Source organism: Paenibacillus odorifer (genome assembly GCF_000758725.1).
GTDB classification, from domain to species: Bacteria; Bacillota; Bacilli; order Paenibacillales; family Paenibacillaceae; genus Paenibacillus_AQ; species Paenibacillus_AQ odorifer.
On record NZ_CP009428.1, the window covers coordinates 2,959,127 to 2,975,535 of the forward strand.

The window sequence follows — 16,409 nt, forward strand, 5'->3', positions numbered from 1 at the left end:
AATACAAAAAAATATTTCTGTAAATTTTTCTCTAGTAAAATTGTGGAATTGTGATACAGTAATTAAGGTTTATATATTTAGAGGGGGATCTAAGGAAAATGAAAGCTATTAAATGGAGCATCACTGCAGCATTAGCAGTATCTATGTTGGGTCCAATACATACAGTGAAGGCGGCAGATTCGCGTAACGTCGATTACGATCAAGGTAGTATTTTACGGAGTGCCAGTTCAGTTTCGTCATCATACAATGAAGGCAATCAGCAGGTTGAAGATTTGATATTTCAGATGGATGCTACGGAAATCACTGTTGGGGATAATGTTCCGGTACAAATCTATGCTAAAGATGCCGATGGCATATCCGAACGCGTCCCGTTAGCTCAAGCAAATGTCGTAATTGAAAAGCCTTATTTGCTGCAAAAGCAAGCCGATGGCACAATGAAAGCCTTAGCGGTAGGAGAAACGAACGTAACGGTCATTTCAGGATCAGATACCAAAACAATAAAAGTTTCGATCAGTGCGGACCATGATATTGATCAAGGTGCCTTTGTTAATGGAACAATGTATTTGCCGGTTCAATCGGTTTTTCAAACGTTGGGAGCAACAGTCCAAGTTAATACAGCAACTAAAACCTTTAGCATTCGTCTAGGTGATTTGCCAATACAGCTTCAACTCGGAAGCGATATTGCAATGGTGAATGGTGCGAAGGTCAAAATGAGTGGTAAAGTGCAAAAGATCGACGGATCTACAGTTTTTCCTGCCACGCTTTTAAAGACTGCACTGTCAGCAGAGTTAATTTGGGATGGAAATTATCAGACGATGGAGATCTACTTCGGCAAAGCAGAGTTGTTCGCCTATACGAAACAAACCGCGCAGATTTTTAAGAAGGAAGAACAAGGAAACCTCGTTAAGTTCATTGGAAAAACATATTGGCTCAATCAATTCGACTCCGATTATAAGTTCCAAAAAGTCACTATTGTAGATATTCTACCTGATTATGAAGGTGAATTCGCCATTTCATTTAAGGTTTTATCGACGGGGCAAATTCTTAACTCTTATAAAATGTCGGGAGATGAGTTGATCCGTACATTAGGAAATAAAGAATATTTCTTAACAACGGATCCATTTAAGACCTATAAGTGGTCGGATGCGATTTGGACTAAGATTAAAAAGAGCATAGTTGCTACTGGGATGACCAAGCAGCAAGTGGAGTTTAGTTGGGGTAAGCCAATAAGTAAATCTACACTATCAGGTAGTGGCATTCAAGTGGAGACCTGGCAGTATGGTAATTATAACTATGTTACCTTTACGAACGGTGTTGTCTCCATGATCTATACGAATTAATTCTTCCTTATTTCTGCGTTACTTTAGTCATAGAGCCTGTCTTTGCGACATATCATTTTGGAGAAGCACTTTCAGAATTAAAGTGTTGACTATTGTTGTTCGAAATGAGGGGTTTATTCATGGCAAAGTCAAAACGTGGACATGCACTTTGGAATTTACCATCAAGGGGCAGAGGGACTTGTCCAATCTGTCAGAACACCCGTATTAAGCTGCTTTATCCCAAGAAAAAAACGGATGGAGCAGTCGTTAAGGTCTGTAAACGCTGTGACAAGGCTCCGCAGACAAAAGTAGATGCCGTGTTGATTTAAAAAGAGTACACAAAAAAGAGGCTGTCTCAAAAGTGGATTTTTCTACGTATGAGGCAGCCCTTCTCATGAATAAAACAAAGAAGCGCTTCTCTAATAAGAGAGGCGCTTCTTTTAAATTCTACAGAGATTTAATACGTATATGATTATTTCGTTATCCGATTAATGACCTGTTCGCGTCTAGGACCCACGGAAATCGTAGTAATACGCGTGCCAATAGAGGTTTCAATAAAATCAATGTAAAGCTTAGCTTGTTCTGGCAGATCTTCGAAGTCGGTGATCTGAGAGATATCACTGTTCCAGCCAGATAAATGCGTGAATATCGGTTTTGCAGAGTTCAGTTTATTCGTAGCCGGGAACTTGTCGGTGATCTCTCCATTTTCAAGCTCATAAGCCACACAAACCGGAATCTCATCCAAATAACCAAGTACGTCAAGATTAGTTAACACGACTTCAGTGGCACCCTGCATTTGGCAACCGTAACGAGTAGCTACAGCATCAAACCAGCCCATACGTCTAGGACGGCCAGTCGTAGCCCCGAATTCCCCGGCATCGCCACCTCTTGTACGAAGTTCATCCGCTACGGGTCCTTCTAATTCCGTAACAAAAGGTCCAGCGCCGACACAACTGGAATAGGCCTTGGTTACAGCGATGACATTCGTGATAGCTGCTGCAGGAAGACCAGCACCGACAGGTGCAAACCCGGCAAGTGTTGAAGAGGAGGTGGAGTAAGGATAAATACCGTGATCAGGATCACGCAGAGCCCCAAGCTGACCTTCAAGTAAAATAGTCTCTCCCTTGGCATAAGCCTCTTGCAGTAAGTCTGTTGTATTGGCTACATAAAGCGCTAGCTGTGCAGCTTCTTCTTGCAGCTGAACCATTAATTCCGAGATTTGGATAGGCGTTTTCTTATATAAATGCTCAAGTAATATATTTTTGGAAGCGAGTAATTGTTCAAGACGTTTCTCAAGTCGAGCAGGATCAAATAAATCCGCTACCTGTATGCCTAGCTTTGCATATTTATCTGCGTAAAATGGTGCGATTCCTCGCTTTGTTGAACCGAATCCTTGAGATCCCAGACGTTCCTCTTCTAGTTCATCAAACAAACGATGGATTGGAAGCACGATTTGCGCCCGTTCGGATACGAATAACCTAGGTTTTGGCACGCCTCTATCCGTTAAAGCTTTCAGTTCTCTTATTAATACTTCTGTATCAAGTGCTGTTCCTGGTCCAATAATGTTTGTAACGGAAGGATAAAATACCCCAGATGGCAGCATATGCAATGAAAATTTTCCATATTGGTTTATGATGGTATGCCCAGCATTACTACCACCTTGAAAACGAACGACAAAGGAAGATTGTGCAGCTAGCACATCCGTCATTTTTCCTTTTCCTTCGTCGCCCCAGTTTGCTCCTACAATTGCAATTACGGTCACGCGTTTTCGCCTCCCAAGCTTGTTTTTGGCTACAGGACTAAGTATAATGCTAGTTAAATCATTAGAAAAATTGATATAAGTTATATCTATTATAAGGTGGAGTAATGACGTGGGGATGGACATTAATTTGGAGTGGTATCGCTCTTTTTATTGGGTAGCAAATACAGGGAGCTTAACTGCTGCGGCAGAACGACTCAATATTACACAACCGGCAGTAAGTCACACGATTAAACAATTAGAAGAGAAAATGGGCGGCCCGTTATTTTTTCGCACTTCTCGCGGGGTCGATCTAACAACAGAAGGAAAAGTACTGCTTAGCTTTATTGAGCAAGCCTTTCATCATGTAGACATGGGCGAAAGAGCGATCGCAGATATGAACAATCTGAACAGCGGCGAGATTCATATCGGAGCAAGTGACACCTTATGCAAATATTATCTGTTGCCTTTTTTGGAGCAATTTCACGAACAATTTCCCAATATCCGCATTCATATTACGAATCGTACGACACCAGAAACACTTACGCTTTTAAAAGAAGGGAAAATTGATTTTGGTATCGTCAGCTTGCCGACATCTGATAAACAGATTGATTTTCGCAAAAGTACTCAGCTTCAAGATTGCCTTGTAGGAGGCAAAGGTTTTCGTCATTTAGCGGACAAGACCATGCCGCTTGCAGACATTCAGCAGTATCCGTTGTTATGCTTAGAAGCGGGTGGGAGCACCAGAAAGTATATGGATCAGTTTTTAGCTTCTAATCATTTGACGATTACACCTGAATTTGAACTGGGCAGTGTGGATTTGCTTGTTCAGTTTGCGAAACGTGGTTTTGGCCTAGCTTTTGTTATTCGTGATTACGTAACCGAAGAATTGAAGAAAGGTGAGCTTGTCGAGATTCCTCTGGACCCACCTTTGCCAGAACGTAACATAGGAATTGCTACCCTGCGTGGAGTTCCTCTTACAGCTGCTTCAAAGTCTTTTCTAACATTATTAGAGTAGAATCAGGATAAAGAGCTATTTGAGCATACCTAGTGAAGAGGAGGAAAGGTAATGAATTCTTTACTGGCTCGGCTGCGTAAGGGATACGGGAAAAAGCTTCGGGAGCTTCATACCTGGAATGGCTGGCTGATTGTGTTGCTCACACTCACAGGACTTGTACTTGTAGGTGGCTTCTGGCGTGGCTTCTTAGGGGAAGGCAGAGTATGGATCAAAGGGCTTCATATCGTGGTCGGTGTCGCTTCGATTATTCCGGTTATTTATTATTTGCTGCTGGCAGGGAAACATTGGAAACAATTGAAGGAGCGGCCTTGGCAACGTTTTAATGTAATCGTTGTACTTTCATTGCTGCTAGGCTGGTTCGTCTCAGGAGTGCTACTTTGGCAATTCCGCGTGGTGGGTCCACATGTATCGAACGTTGCTCTGGTCGTCCATGACTTATTGACCTGGATAGGTCTTCCTTATATTATTTATCATTCTTTGACTCGGGTAAAATGGCTTAAAGAACCGAACCGGCGGGTAGTGAAAAGCGGCATTGAGACAGGTAGCCCTTCGAATCATCGGGAAACCCCACAGCCGGTTTATACACGTAGAGCTTTCATACGCGGATCGATTGGTGTTGGGCTTGCGGTAACTATAGGCCCATCGTTTATAAAATGGCTCGGCAGTTCAATTGGAAATATCGGGGGCAGCGAAACGATTGATAAGCTGATCGAAAGTGATCGCAATCAGTTGTTGCCTGCACCCCAGCCACTGGCAGCATCCTCACCCCCTCTCGGAGGAGGGGCGCAAGGACAATTCCGTGTTTACACAGTCACTCCGATTCCGGAGTTTACGAACAACAATTGGTCTTTTACGATAGATGGGCTTGTGGAGCAGAATTTCAAGTGGAACTGGGAACAGTTCGTAAAGCTGAAGCGGACCGTTCAGGTGAGTGATTTTCACTGTGTGACAGGCTGGTCAGTCTATAAGAATACCTGGGAAGGCATCAAGCTAAAAGATCTTTTGAGTCAGGCCGGTGTGAAGCCCACAGCTAAGACTGTGAAATTCTATTCGGGTGATGGTGTATACACGGATACGCTCACATTGGAACAAGCCGACATGGATGATGTGCTGGTCGCGGTAATGCATGATGGAAGGCCGATTCCTAGCGATCTCGGCGGTCCTGTACGGTTAATCGTTCCGAAGATGTTCGCATACAAGTCTGTGAAGTGGCTGAACCGGATTGAGCTGATCGAAGGCGATCATACGGGATATTGGGAGCAACGCGGGTATTCAAATGATGCGTGGGTATAAAATAGTGATTGTTAACCTTAATGGGCTTATTGCCTGTTAAGGTTTTTTTGTTGATTAATTCCTTATTTTTTTAACATATAGCAAATGAAGAGACGTAATAACAGAAATTGCTCCATACAATAGAAGTGACTGGATGCAGGAGGTGGTTGTGATGAACGGGGTTAGAGCCATAAAGCTGTTGGGACTTATTCTCGGTGTGGTACTACTGAACATTATCGTGTTGTCACCAGGTTTATTAGGGGTGGAAATCGGAGGAACCAGTGTATTTGAAACCGCTTTGGGTGTGACATTGTTGTTTGTTAGTCTACTTGTTGTTCTTTATGGAAGTTATATTTTATTGTTTAAACCTTCATCTATCCCTGCTGTGAAAACACTGAAATCTTATGAGGATTATATAGCCGCGCTTACTCAATACAAAAATGTCAAAGTACTGAAAAAAGACATTGCGCTTGCTCTAGATCAGATATCCCGGATGGAAAAGAAGAGAAGTACCTTGTTAGATGTTTTAGGTCAGAGATTCGAATCCACTGAACTTAGCTTCAAAAAATTTAATGCAGTCAGTTATGAAGTAGCGAAGCTTTTTTACCTGAACATTCGAGGGATTCTGAATAAACTCAGTGTATTTGATGCCTCAGAGTTCACCCTTTTCTCCAGCCGGCATAGACCCTCACAGTTCTCAGATAAATTGGTGCAGAAAAAGACAGCTTTGTACAATGAATATTTGGCCTACGTAACAGGGTATCTTGGGGCAAATGAAGAGATTCTGCTGAAGCTGGATAAGCTGCTGCTGGAAATATCGCTACTCGACAGTACAGATTATACAGATGTTGAAGAGATGCCTTGTATGAAGGAAATCGATGAGTTGATCAAGCAGACGAAATTTTATAAGCAATGAAGGGGAGATGTGTATGGCTAATAAAGGAAAAACAGTAGCAGTTTTAGGGACCATTACGGTGGTAGTTTTTGCTCTCGTGTATTTTGGAATCACCTTAACCTCTAATATAGGAAAAACCGAAACCCAGATTTCTTCCGAAGATGCGGGGAAGCAGCTAGAGAAGCTATACAAGAACATAAACGTGACTACGGCTGAGCAAATCAAAGGCCAGATTGACCTGGATCCTGTTGCGATTGGGGATTCATTACCAGATATCTCAAAGTTTCCTGTATCCGTAGACAATACAACAGATAGCTTTGTAGAGATATTCTCTTCTACTGAAAAATCAGGAACAGGTAATGACGGGTGGCTGAATGAAGTTGCTACAGATTTTAACAACTCTAATATTGAGGTGAACGGGAGTCACGTTTCTGTGAAAATCCGTAATATTGCTTCAGGTACAGCGACAGATTACATAAGATCTGGGAAGTATGTGCCAGATGCCTTTACCCCTTCAAATGAGTTGTGGGGCGAAATGGTAAAAGCAAACGGGATGAACACGCAGCTAATCACTAAACGCCTTATAGGTAATGTAGCTGGTATTGTTACCAGTAAGGCGAAATATGATGAACTAATAGAGAAATACGGTTCTTTAAACGTGAAGACGGTTACAGACGCCATAGCAAATAATGAATTATCAATGGGTTATACCGATCCTTTTGCCAGTTCTACGGGTTTGAATTTTCTGGTAACAGCGCTTGGGACGTTTGGCGGTGCAGATTTACTTGGTGAGCAAGCAGTGCAGGGCTTTGAGAAATTCCAAGCAAATGTTCCCTTTATTGCCTCAACCACTTTACAGATGCGAGAGGCTGCAAAAACCGGTAAGCTTGATGCTTTTGTCTTAGAATACCAGATCTTTGTGAATGCAACAGATTTGAAAGGGGGGTATGTATTCACTCCTTTTGGTGTAAGACATGACAGCCCGCTTTATGCTTTGGGTGATCTTCCTCAGGAAAAACTCGATATTATTAAGAAGTTTGCTGAGTTTGTTGAACTGGATAAATACCAGGAACTGGGTGAGAAAAAAGGCTTCAATGGTCTTAATGATTACCAATCAGAGCTTAGTACAGTGGATGGTAGTCTCATATCCTCAGCTCAGAAGCTGTGGAAAGAGAAGAAAAATGGTAATAAACCTATCGCCGCAGTATTTGTAGCAGATGTCTCAGGAAGTATGAACGGGGAACCCTTGAACCGTTTAAAGCAATCTTTATTAACAGGCCAGAAGTACTTGGGCAAGGATAACAGCATTGGTTTTGTCTCTTACTCTGATAACGTTACAATCAATCTTCCGATTGGAAAATATGACACGAACCAGCAGTCCATGTTTGTTGGTGCGATTGACAGCCTCCAAGCAAATGGGGGGACGGCTACTTTTGACGGAATCGCGGTAGCCATTCATATGCTTCAAACGGAATTACAGCTAAATCCGGATCTGAAGCCGTTGATCTTTGTATTAAGTGATGGGGAGACCAATGCAGGGCATTCCTTGAATGATATCAGAGGTCTGATTGAAACCTACAAAATCCCGATTTACACGATTGGCTACAATGCGAATATCAAGGCGCTTGAGAGTATTTCGAGTATAAATGAAGCGGCCAACATCAATGCAGATACAGAGGATGTAGTCTATAAAATCGGCAACCTGCTCAATGTTCAAATGTAAGCTATATTTTATAGGAGGGGTTCTATGTCGTTTACTATGGAAGTCGTAAGTCAGGAAAAGCTGAAATCAGTAATTGAGGAGCAGGTCAAACCTGAGCCCGAGGAAGTATCACAACTCAAAGCACTGGCAGTAAACAATGTCTCCGCCATTCTGGATCTGAATTTAGAGTCACTGGATAAGCGAAAAGGGGTGCTGCAATCCATTGATAGCTTCGGTATGGAAACGATGAGATCCTCTTCGGACAAAAACTCCCTGTTGCAGATTTCTGTGGGGAATTTATCAAAAACAGGAGATGAAGGCGGCCAAGTAGCAAAAGGTTTGACGGAGCTTAATCTCCAGCTGAAGGATTTGGATCCCAGTGCAGTAGATTTTGCCAAGACGGGTTTTCTAGGTAAGTTCTTTAATCCATTACGTAGTTATTTTGCTAAATATCAAAAGGCGGATGCTGTGATTTCAGATATTATAATTTCTTTAGATAAGGGTAAGACCGTTTTGAAGAACGACAATACTACGCTGGAATTCGAGCAACAGGCCCTTCGGGAACTCACAAAAAAGCTACAAAAAGAGATTCAGCTCGGCATGTTGATGGATCAGGAGATAGAGACGCAACTGGAAGCGGCTAAGCTGCGTGATGAGGATGAGGAGAAAGTTCGGTTCATTACAGAAGAAGTGCTGTTTCCGTTGCGGCAGCGTGTTATGGATTTGCAACAGATGCTTGTAGTGAATCAACAAGGAATTATGGCCATAGAAGTAGTTATTCGAAATAATAAAGAGCTGATCAGAGGGGTGGACAGAGCTAGAAATGTTACCGTGTCTGCCTTGAAAATATCGGTTACGGTAGCTAGTGCGCTGTATAATCAAAGAATTGTTTTGAAAAAGATCGAACTTCTAAATCAAACCACCGATAGCCTGATCAGCGGTACCTCAAAAATGTTGAAAAACCAAGGGGCGGAAATCCATAAACAGTCGTTAGAATCAAGTATTTCAGTGGATACATTAAAGCAAGCTTTTACAGATGTGCTATCCGCTCTCGATTCCATCAGTACTTATAAGCAGGAAGCTCTCCCCAAAATGCGTGAAACCATTAATCAGTTCAGAGAGCTGGCAGATAATGGCGAACAGCAGATTGTGCGGCTGGAAAAGGGAAATAAGTTGGGACTGTAGCCTAGCAAAATCATAAAACCGGTCAATTATGCGCCTTGAAGCGATAAATCCTAGCCTTTAGTCTGGTATGACTCCAGCCCCAAGACTGTTTTGAGCCTTCTCTTTCCCACGTATAATGAGATTAATTGAAAAACGTGAGAGGAAGGACAATAGAAATGAATGATAAGTTATACTCTATGCCGATGGGAGCTCTTGATTCCATGCATATTCCAGCAGAATCCCAACCCCAATCTAAAACGCGCAAACGTGGAGCAAGTCCAAAGACATATCGGAGTATTTTATACTTCTTAATCTCTTTGCCGCTTACGATTGTATATTTCGTGTTTATGGTGACAGGGCTGACGTTATCCATTGCGTTAACCCCAATATTCATCGGAATTCCTTTGTTTTTTGCAGTAGCTAAGGGATTGAATTACATCGTACAATTTGAACAAGAGCTGGTCAGATCATTGTTAGATATTCCTAGACCTAGTGAAGAGGCCAGATCGGAAATGCAGCTGGAGGGAGCGGGCTTCCTGCAACGAATGAAGTTAGGTTTTCATGGAGCGAAGTTTGCCCGTAACGTCATGCTGATTATGGGTCGATTCGTATCCAGCATTATATTCTTTTCAATAACAGTAACTGTAGTAGCGGCTGCATTGGGCCTGATTACACTACCTGTGCTGCACCAGATTTTCTTGCAAACCATGGATTTGAACATTTTAGAGAATAGTGTGTTTGCTTTGTTCCAGATCGACTGGACATTATCCCAACAATATATCTCCTATGTAGTAGCTGGATTTGTTGTTGCCTTGTTAGCAAGTTGGGTGATTCGTATGCTTATGGATGTGCAACGTAGAATGCTGTTCGTATCCTACGAGGAAAGACAACAGTACTAATTGGAAAGAAGAGATTGTCTCAAAACAACAACCCTTTCTGAATCTGAATAAAACACCAGACAGTGATCCTTCAGTTCGTGGAGAATCACTGTCTGGTGTTTTTTAGTCTACGGGGAGGTTTGCTTTTGCAAATGATGAGCTAGTGGAGGTTGTCTGATTGCTTCTTTGATTTTTTCGTCGGGTTGTTGGTGTGGGAAGTAGAAGGAATCTGCGAAATAGCTGTACTTTGTGCAGTTATTTCGAGTGCCAAAAGAATAATCCTGACTTTAACTGCACTTTATACAACTAAAAACTAGAGAATCCACTTATAAGGGAGTAATTTCAGAAAATAGCTGCACGAAATACACTTATATCCAGTGATCGAGCGTTCTGTTTGATTATAGTTGTATGAAATACAATTAAACTCGAACGCTTTTACACATTGCCCCCCCGTCAACTCAACTCTCCATGCATCACTTGTCGCTGGAGTGTAATCGCACAAATTATATAGATTTATATGTTCATTCATAAGCGCGTGTATCAGGTTAGAGATCAGTTAGTCTTCAACAATCATCTCTTTGGGAACTCCAAGCAGGCTTTTCCTATTCCTTTATGCCTTTGAATGATGTTATAAAAATATGCCCTATTCCTGCCTGCTATGGCAATGCTACAAATTGTAGCCCTCACGGAGCGATCCGTAAACCGTTCTTTCGGGTTGTTTGGACGTTGTCGGAGTTGGTTTGTATGTCCCAGGATGTACTTGGTTTAGAGCTTACTATAATGCTCCTCCAACATGTGAAAAAATGTTCATAATCCCATATAAATCCTGTATAATAAGAGTTGTGAAAACGTTTGAACAAAAATCAGGAGGGGTTCTATGCATTCAAATGGATTATTTAGATGGAGGTTTTGGGGATTTGCAGTATTAGTTTTGTTAGCGCTTTCGGGATGTTCTAGTAATGGAAATGTAACTGAAAAAAATGCGGCATCATCAACTCCCAATCCAACTAAAAGTAATACTTCAAAAGCTTCGGAGAATCCAACCAATAAGGAGATAGCAAAAGGTACTGTGCACATAGAGAATCTAGGTGAGCGGAGAATATTTGTTTATTTACCTGCAGGGTATGAAGCTGACAGTGAGCGTTATCCTGTTGTGTATATGCACGATGGGCAGAATATTTTTAACACAAATACCAGCTCTTTAGGCAAAGAATGGAGAGTTGAGGAGATCATTGATCAGCTTGTTGCTGATGGAACCATGGAGAAGGTTATCGTGATAGGAGTCGCTTCAAGTGATGGATCAGAACGGGGAATGGAGTATGTTCCATTTCCGGATCAGTCTATTCCTTCGGATGGAGCGAGTGCAGCCGAATTTACCCAATATTTTATCAATACAGTTATTCCCTATGTGGATGGCGCTTACCGGACCATTCCCGATCGGGATCACCGGATGATCATGGGATCGTCATTCGGTGCTGTTCAGGCATTATGGATGGGGTATCAGCACCCGGAGACCTTCTCAGCGATAGGGGCTTTATCCCCTGCCACTTGGGTAAGCAATGGGCGTATATTGGATGAGTTGGCGAAAGAGTCCGGGAAGCCTGCATTGAAGATTTGGCTCGACATGGGTGTAACCGAAGGAATGCCAATTGATCCGCTTGTGACGGTACTAAAGTCGAAGGGATTTGTATTAGGGAAGGACCTATTCTTTCAGATGGACCCTTTGGGTACACATGAAGAGAAGTCATGGAATAGACGTGTACATAGTCCATTGATTATGTTCGCCGGGAAAGAGGCTGGACAAACGATCAAGCATGAAGTTAGCGACTATCTGACATTAATCGGACCAGAAGCTATCGATGTGCGTCTTAATTTACTAGTTACTATGGATAATGGGATGGATTTTACAATCCTTGACGGAGTTGAATATCAAGTGTTGAATCCTGAAGTAGGGCAGTTAGACAAGGCAGGTAAGGTGAGCTTCCTGAAGCCGGAATCCTTGAAAGTAAATGTTTCATTTCAAGGTGTTACTGAAGAACATTTAGTTAACTATGAGCATTATGTAAAGGTATTTAAAGTTTATGTGAAATCTCTTGATGTTGACGAGCATGGGGAGGAGTTCTCCATTAATCTGAAGCCCTCTGCTCGGAAATTAAATTCAACTCCTGAGTATATCTCAGCGCTAGTGAGCGCTGCTGAAAAAATCGGTATATATACAATTAAGGAGATTCAGGAGGATTCCATAAGTATAACCTTTAATACGAAGTAGTCATTGGAGTTCATAATCAAATGAGGTTATGCTCCTTATTTGAATTTACTATGATCTTAACTAAGGGAAACGGATCCCCTGGCTGATAATCAAGGAATTCTTCCCTAATTCTTTAAACTAAAAGAAGCTGACTCAATAAGTAGAAATTCTTACTTATTGAGTCAGCTGTTTTTTATCGCAAAATATATCCCCCATCCGGAAATAAAGTACTTCCTGTTGTATAGCCATTGGTCATCAAATAAATCGTTGTATGTGCTGCTTCGTCGGCATGGCCAACCCTGCCAAGGAGATTGATATTCGTATATTCGTCGTAAGCCTTGTCTCTAGTTTCCTGTTCTGCGCCTTCCCAATTAAAGTTGGTATGGATGGTTCCAGGGGAAATAACATTTACCCGAATCGGAGCCAATTCTACTGCTAATGCTTTTCCCAGACTTTCAATTGCGCCGTTACAAGCTGCATAGGAGGCACCGTCTGCAAGTGGACGTTGGCTGAATGCGCCGGACATAAGAACAATGGAGCCTGTAGGGTTGATAAAAGGGATAGCATGCTTTACAGCATTATATTGCGGCCAGAACTTTGCATTAAAGCAATTGTGAGCAACCTCTAAGCTCGAAGTTATCGGTCCTCTAACATAGGAGGCTCCCAGAGTGAACAAATGGTCAAATGCGCCGATTTTTTCAAAGAAAGCTTTCAAGTCCTGTTCATTTTGATTATCTAGTGAATATATTTCAACAGAATCGAAATCTAAAAACTGTTGAGCTTTCTCTAATTTATCTTGTGAACGCCCAGCGATTATGACAGCTGCGCCTTGTTCAACCGCTTGTTTGGCAGTCGCAAGCCCTATTCCGGAGCTTCCTCCGATAATGACGATACGCTGGTTTTTTAATGAAATAGTGGACATATTTATCTTCTCCGTTCATAGTTAATTGGACTTATTAAGTTCTGTTTTTTATTATTGGCTATAAAATATAACCTGCACAGTACGCACTTTTTTCGTACTAGGTACGATTTTTCGTACTAGCTGGTTCGAACATATAGTTATATAACTATCGAAAGAGGGGATCACATGGATTTGCTGGAGCCGAGATTGACTGGGGTTCTTACAACACTTGAAAAGATCGGTGGAAAGTGGAAGCCGCTCATTTTATTTATTTTATTGATAGATGGCACAAAAAGATTTGGGGAACTTAGACGGATCATCCCTGATGTTTCCCAAGGTACGTTAGCTAAACAATTACGTGAGCTTGAAGAGGATCAGCTTATCGACCGGGTGAGTTATCATGAGCTTCCTTTGAGGGTAGAATATAGTATTTCAGAACATGGAAAATCGCTAATTACAGTGTTGGATAGCATGTGTGGCTGGGGTAGGATGCATAAAGAATATTTGAATAATACAAATAAGTAGAGGGGGGACATTATTATTCATACTATTTTGCAGGAACCAACGGGTCAGACCTACAAGACGCTGGTACAGGTAGCTATGGAAGTATGTGATGAATTTATTCTAGTAAAACGTGATCAGATGGAGTTGGAGCCAGAAGGAGTTGAACTGCTTGAACAGCTGCAACCTTTTCTCAAAAAGGTCATAAAAGATGACTATTGGCCGGGGACTCGGCTTATGGGGCATTATGCAGATGTTTATTTTTTTCATTGTTCACCTGAAGCGGTCGATATTCTTTTATCCTATTCCACCAGCTTGTACTCGTGGGTACAGACCAGGCTGCCTGATGATCTTTGTTTTCTAAAACAAGGACAACCGTGGCTAATCAATACAGCCCATGAGAGAGAAAGCAATTTGATCACTGATGTGAATGAGGAACTTAATAGACTAGAGGAGTGCGGATTGTTGTTCCGTGACTTATCTGAGTTTTATAACGTTGATTAAAAATTTAACTCATATTTAGTGCAGAAGAACCCGCATTTGGTGCGGGTTCTTCTGCATGCTCATTAATATTTCTACGCATCTGTTAAACTACAAGATTTCATATATTCAAAGAAAAGTATTGATAATTATTCTCATATGATTTAATATGATAACGATTCTCATTATCATTACTTTGGTTTGAAGAATGATAAATAAAATATAGATGGGGAGATTGAATATGAATCAGAAAAAATATTTATTAGCTGGGGTATCAGCAGTTTTAGCTTTGAGTTTGGCAGCTTGCGGTAACAATGAGAAGGATAAGACAGCTTCAGAAAAAAGCACAAATAATGCTGCAGTAGCAGCAGAAGGAACAGCAAATAACAAAGGAAATGCGGCTCAGGAGGCAGTTGCCACTGAACAAACCGTTACATATTTGGGCAAGGATTATGTCGTGCCTGCAGAGATTAATAATATTGTAGCAGCAAGTCTCGAATCTATGGAGGATGCTGCCATACTGGGAGTGAAACCTGTAGGTGTACTTGCAATAGCTGATGCTATTCCAGGTTATCTGTCAACTGAGCTAGCGGGTGCATCCTTAGTGGGGGATAAATTTGCTCCAAGTAATGAAGCGATTCTGCAGCTGGATCCAGATGTTATCTTAGGGTCTTCCAAGTTTGGGGAAGATGTAGCCGGCGCACTTAATAAAATTCAAACGATGATTCCTTATTCACATATTTCAACGAACTGGAAAGATAACTTGCTCTTATTAGGTCAATTATCCGGTAAGACGGCAGATGCGGAAAAGATTATTAGCGATTATGAATCTAAAGCCGCTGATGCTAAGGCTGAAATCGGAGAAAAGCTGAAAGATCAATCCATTCTAGTCATTCGTATTCGTCAAGGCAGTATGTGTGTATATCCTGCTGGCGTTTATTTGAATCCGGTTATTTATGAAGATCTGGGCGCTGCCATTCCTGAGGTGATCTCCTCTACAGAGGCACAAGCGGAGCTTTCATTAGAAGCTTTGGCGGATATTAATCCGGACTATATTTTCTTGCAGTTTGAGACTAGTGAGAATACTGATAATGCAACAGCACTTGATGATTTGCTCAAGAATCCGATCTTCAAAAGCGTTACTGCTGTCAAAAATAATCATGTGTTTGTAAATGCAATTGATCCGTTGGCACAAGGTGGAACGGCTTGGTCTAAAGTAAGATTCCTGGATTCAGCAATTGAAAACCTGTTGAAGTAAAACCAAAGGTGCGATGAATAAAATGAATACAAAAAATTGGAAAGTTATATTGATCCTATCAACTTCTCCATTATTCATCGTATTAGCAATTGTTGTATCCGTCTTATATGGTGTTAAAGATATTGGAATATTGACAATATGGCAGGCGATTACACACTTCGATGCTAATAATGTGGACCACAACATTATTATGACATCTAGATTTCCGCGTGTAATCGCCGCTTTATTAGTTGGAGCGGCTCTGTCTGTTTCAGGGGCGTTAATGCAGGGGGTTACACGTAACTATCTTGCATCACCATCGATTATGGGAGTAAATGACGGATCGGCATTTGTTATTACGTTGGCTATGGTGTTTTATCCGGGATTATCGAATGTTCAGATGATTATTTTATCCATGGTGGGTTCAGCCATCGGAGCGGGTTTGGTTTTCGGATTTGGTTCATTGGTCAAAAACGGTTTATCACCAGTCAGGTTAGCTATTATTGGGACTGTAATTGGTACTTTTTTAAGTAGTATCGCCTCAGCAGTAGCGATGTTTTTTCAAGTCTCACAAAATGTTAGCGTTTGGTATAGCTCGAAAATACATACCGTTAATCCAGATATGCTAATATTATCGATTCCTTTTATAATCGTTGGACTGCTCTTGGCGGTTAGTATTTCTAAATCAGTAATGGTTGCTTCCCTAGGGGATGAAACGGCGATTAGCTTGGGTCAACGAACAAAATGGGTGAAAATTGTCAGTATTATATCTGTTATATGTCTGACCGGGACAGCAGTAGCTTTAGTTGGCAAGATAGCCTTTGTGGGCCTAATCATTCCTCATATTACACGTTTTATCGTAGGTATAGACTATCGCTTTATCATTCCTTGCTCAGCGGTGATTGGAGCTGTTTTTTTAGCGTTATGCGATGTCTTAAGCCGTTATATTAACTTTCCGTTTGAGACGCCAATCGGTGTTGTAACAGCCTTTATTGGAATCCCGTTCTTCCTTTATTTAATTCGGGTTAAAGGGGGAGAGCAGCGTGGATAGAAGTA

The 16,409-nt window shown here is 41.6% G+C and carries 15 protein-coding genes; 13 read left to right on the forward strand and 2 right to left on the reverse strand.

All coding sequences use genetic code 11. The features are described 5' to 3' along the window. The first annotated feature begins 98 nt into the window (after positions 1-98). Positions 99-1,340 (forward strand): stalk domain-containing protein, encoded by a 1,242-nt coding sequence (locus PODO_RS12710; protein WP_038570522.1) that lies wholly within the window; start codon positions 99-101, stop codon positions 1,338-1,340. 119 nt (positions 1,341-1,459) lie between these two features. After that, positions 1,460-1,648, forward strand: a complete 189-nt coding sequence (locus PODO_RS12715) for a hypothetical protein (protein ID WP_036686376.1) — start codon at positions 1,460-1,462, stop codon at positions 1,646-1,648. Between the two features lie 143 nt (positions 1,649-1,791). Here the strand turns inward: PODO_RS12715 and PODO_RS12720 are convergent, their stop codons facing one another. After that, positions 1,792-3,081, reverse strand: a complete 1,290-nt coding sequence (locus tag PODO_RS12720) for an adenylosuccinate synthase (RefSeq protein ID WP_038570525.1) — start codon at positions 3,079-3,081, stop codon at positions 1,792-1,794. Positions 3,082-3,196: 115 nt separating this feature from the next. Between PODO_RS12720 and PODO_RS12725 the strand changes: the two genes are divergently transcribed. From PODO_RS12725 to PODO_RS12755, 7 genes are all read left to right on the forward strand, one after another. Then, positions 3,197-4,075 carry a LysR family transcriptional regulator gene (locus tag PODO_RS12725; RefSeq protein WP_036686616.1) on the forward strand — a complete coding sequence of 293 codons (879 nt, stop codon included), beginning with the start codon at positions 3,197-3,199 and terminating at the stop codon, positions 4,073-4,075. A 51-nt stretch (positions 4,076-4,126) separates the two neighbouring features. Next, the gene (locus tag PODO_RS12730; RefSeq protein ID WP_038570527.1) at positions 4,127-5,368 is read left to right on the forward strand and encodes a molybdopterin-dependent oxidoreductase; all 1,242 of its coding nucleotides are present in this window, start codon (positions 4,127-4,129) and stop codon (positions 5,366-5,368) included. Between the two features lie 151 nt (positions 5,369-5,519). Continuing rightward, a complete protein-coding gene (locus tag PODO_RS12735) occupies positions 5,520-6,263 on the forward strand; it encodes a hypothetical protein (protein ID WP_038570529.1) in 744 nt (247 codons plus the stop codon). Positions 6,264-6,276: 13 nt separating this feature from the next. After that, on the forward strand, positions 6,277-7,965 hold the full coding sequence (locus PODO_RS12740) for a VWA domain-containing protein (RefSeq protein ID WP_038570531.1): 1,689 nt from the start codon (positions 6,277-6,279) through the stop codon (positions 7,963-7,965). 24 nt (positions 7,966-7,989) lie between these two features. Continuing rightward, complete coding sequence (locus PODO_RS12745) at positions 7,990-9,129, forward strand: toxic anion resistance protein (RefSeq protein WP_038570533.1); 1,140 nt, start codon at positions 7,990-7,992, stop codon at positions 9,127-9,129. A 155-nt stretch (positions 9,130-9,284) separates the two neighbouring features. Beyond that, a complete protein-coding gene (locus tag PODO_RS12750; protein ID WP_052096999.1) occupies positions 9,285-10,007 on the forward strand; it encodes a sensor domain-containing protein in 723 nt (240 codons plus the stop codon). Between the two features lie 856 nt (positions 10,008-10,863). Next, positions 10,864-12,255, forward strand: a complete 1,392-nt coding sequence (locus tag PODO_RS12755) for an alpha/beta hydrolase (RefSeq protein ID WP_038570535.1) — start codon at positions 10,864-10,866, stop codon at positions 12,253-12,255. Positions 12,256-12,427: 172 nt separating this feature from the next. Here PODO_RS12755 and PODO_RS12760 read toward each other — a convergent pair whose 3' ends face one another. Continuing rightward, positions 12,428-13,156 carry an SDR family oxidoreductase gene (locus PODO_RS12760; protein ID WP_038570537.1) on the reverse strand — a complete coding sequence of 243 codons (729 nt, stop codon included), beginning with the start codon at positions 13,154-13,156 and terminating at the stop codon, positions 12,428-12,430. 165 nt (positions 13,157-13,321) lie between these two features. Here PODO_RS12760 and PODO_RS12765 point away from each other — a divergent pair, with 165 nt between their 5' ends. The 4 genes from PODO_RS12765 (at position 13,322) to PODO_RS12780 (ending at position 16,404) form a co-directional block, all read left to right on the forward strand. Further along, the gene (locus PODO_RS12765) at positions 13,322-13,660 is read left to right on the forward strand and encodes a winged helix-turn-helix transcriptional regulator (RefSeq protein WP_036686390.1); all 339 of its coding nucleotides are present in this window, start codon (positions 13,322-13,324) and stop codon (positions 13,658-13,660) included. Positions 13,661-13,687: 27 nt separating this feature from the next. After that, a complete protein-coding gene (locus PODO_RS12770; RefSeq protein ID WP_051491456.1) occupies positions 13,688-14,140 on the forward strand; it encodes a hypothetical protein in 453 nt (150 codons plus the stop codon). Positions 14,141-14,357: 217 nt separating this feature from the next. Beyond that, positions 14,358-15,374, forward strand: coding sequence for an ABC transporter substrate-binding protein (locus PODO_RS12775; protein WP_036686393.1), 1,017 nt, complete (start codon positions 14,358-14,360; stop codon positions 15,372-15,374). Positions 15,375-15,387: 13 nt separating this feature from the next. Then, on the forward strand, positions 15,388-16,404 hold the full coding sequence (locus PODO_RS12780; RefSeq protein ID WP_038570539.1) for a FecCD family ABC transporter permease: 1,017 nt from the start codon (positions 15,388-15,390) through the stop codon (positions 16,402-16,404). Positions 16,405-16,409: the final 5 nt, after the last annotated feature.

Excerpts from the sequence above, each read along its gene's own strand:
- PODO_RS12760 (WP_038570537.1), bottom strand. The coding sequence starts at position 13,156 with ATGTCCACTATTTCATTAAAAAACCAGCGTATCGTCATTATCGGAGGA.
- PODO_RS12730 (WP_038570527.1), top strand. The coding sequence starts at position 4,127 with ATGAATTCTTTACTGGCTCGGCTGCGTAAGGGATACGGGAAAAAGCTT.
- PODO_RS12755 (WP_038570535.1), top strand. The coding sequence starts at position 10,864 with ATGCATTCAAATGGATTATTTAGATGGAGGTTTTGGGGATTTGCAGTA.
- PODO_RS12735 (WP_038570529.1), top strand. The coding sequence starts at position 5,520 with ATGAACGGGGTTAGAGCCATAAAGCTGTTGGGACTTATTCTCGGTGTG.
- PODO_RS12745 (WP_038570533.1), top strand. The coding sequence starts at position 7,990 with ATGTCGTTTACTATGGAAGTCGTAAGTCAGGAAAAGCTGAAATCAGTA.
- PODO_RS12765 (WP_036686390.1), top strand. The coding sequence starts at position 13,322 with ATGGATTTGCTGGAGCCGAGATTGACTGGGGTTCTTACAACACTTGAA.
- PODO_RS12780 (WP_038570539.1), top strand. The coding sequence starts at position 15,388 with ATGAATAAAATGAATACAAAAAATTGGAAAGTTATATTGATCCTATCA.
- PODO_RS12725 (WP_036686616.1), top strand. The coding sequence starts at position 3,197 with ATGGACATTAATTTGGAGTGGTATCGCTCTTTTTATTGGGTAGCAAAT.
- PODO_RS12715 (WP_036686376.1), top strand. The coding sequence starts at position 1,460 with ATGGCAAAGTCAAAACGTGGACATGCACTTTGGAATTTACCATCAAGG.
- PODO_RS12750 (WP_052096999.1), top strand. The coding sequence starts at position 9,285 with ATGAATGATAAGTTATACTCTATGCCGATGGGAGCTCTTGATTCCATG.
- PODO_RS12775 (WP_036686393.1), top strand. The coding sequence starts at position 14,358 with ATGAATCAGAAAAAATATTTATTAGCTGGGGTATCAGCAGTTTTAGCT.
- PODO_RS12740 (WP_038570531.1), top strand. The coding sequence starts at position 6,277 with ATGGCTAATAAAGGAAAAACAGTAGCAGTTTTAGGGACCATTACGGTG.
- PODO_RS12710 (WP_038570522.1), top strand. The coding sequence starts at position 99 with ATGAAAGCTATTAAATGGAGCATCACTGCAGCATTAGCAGTATCTATG.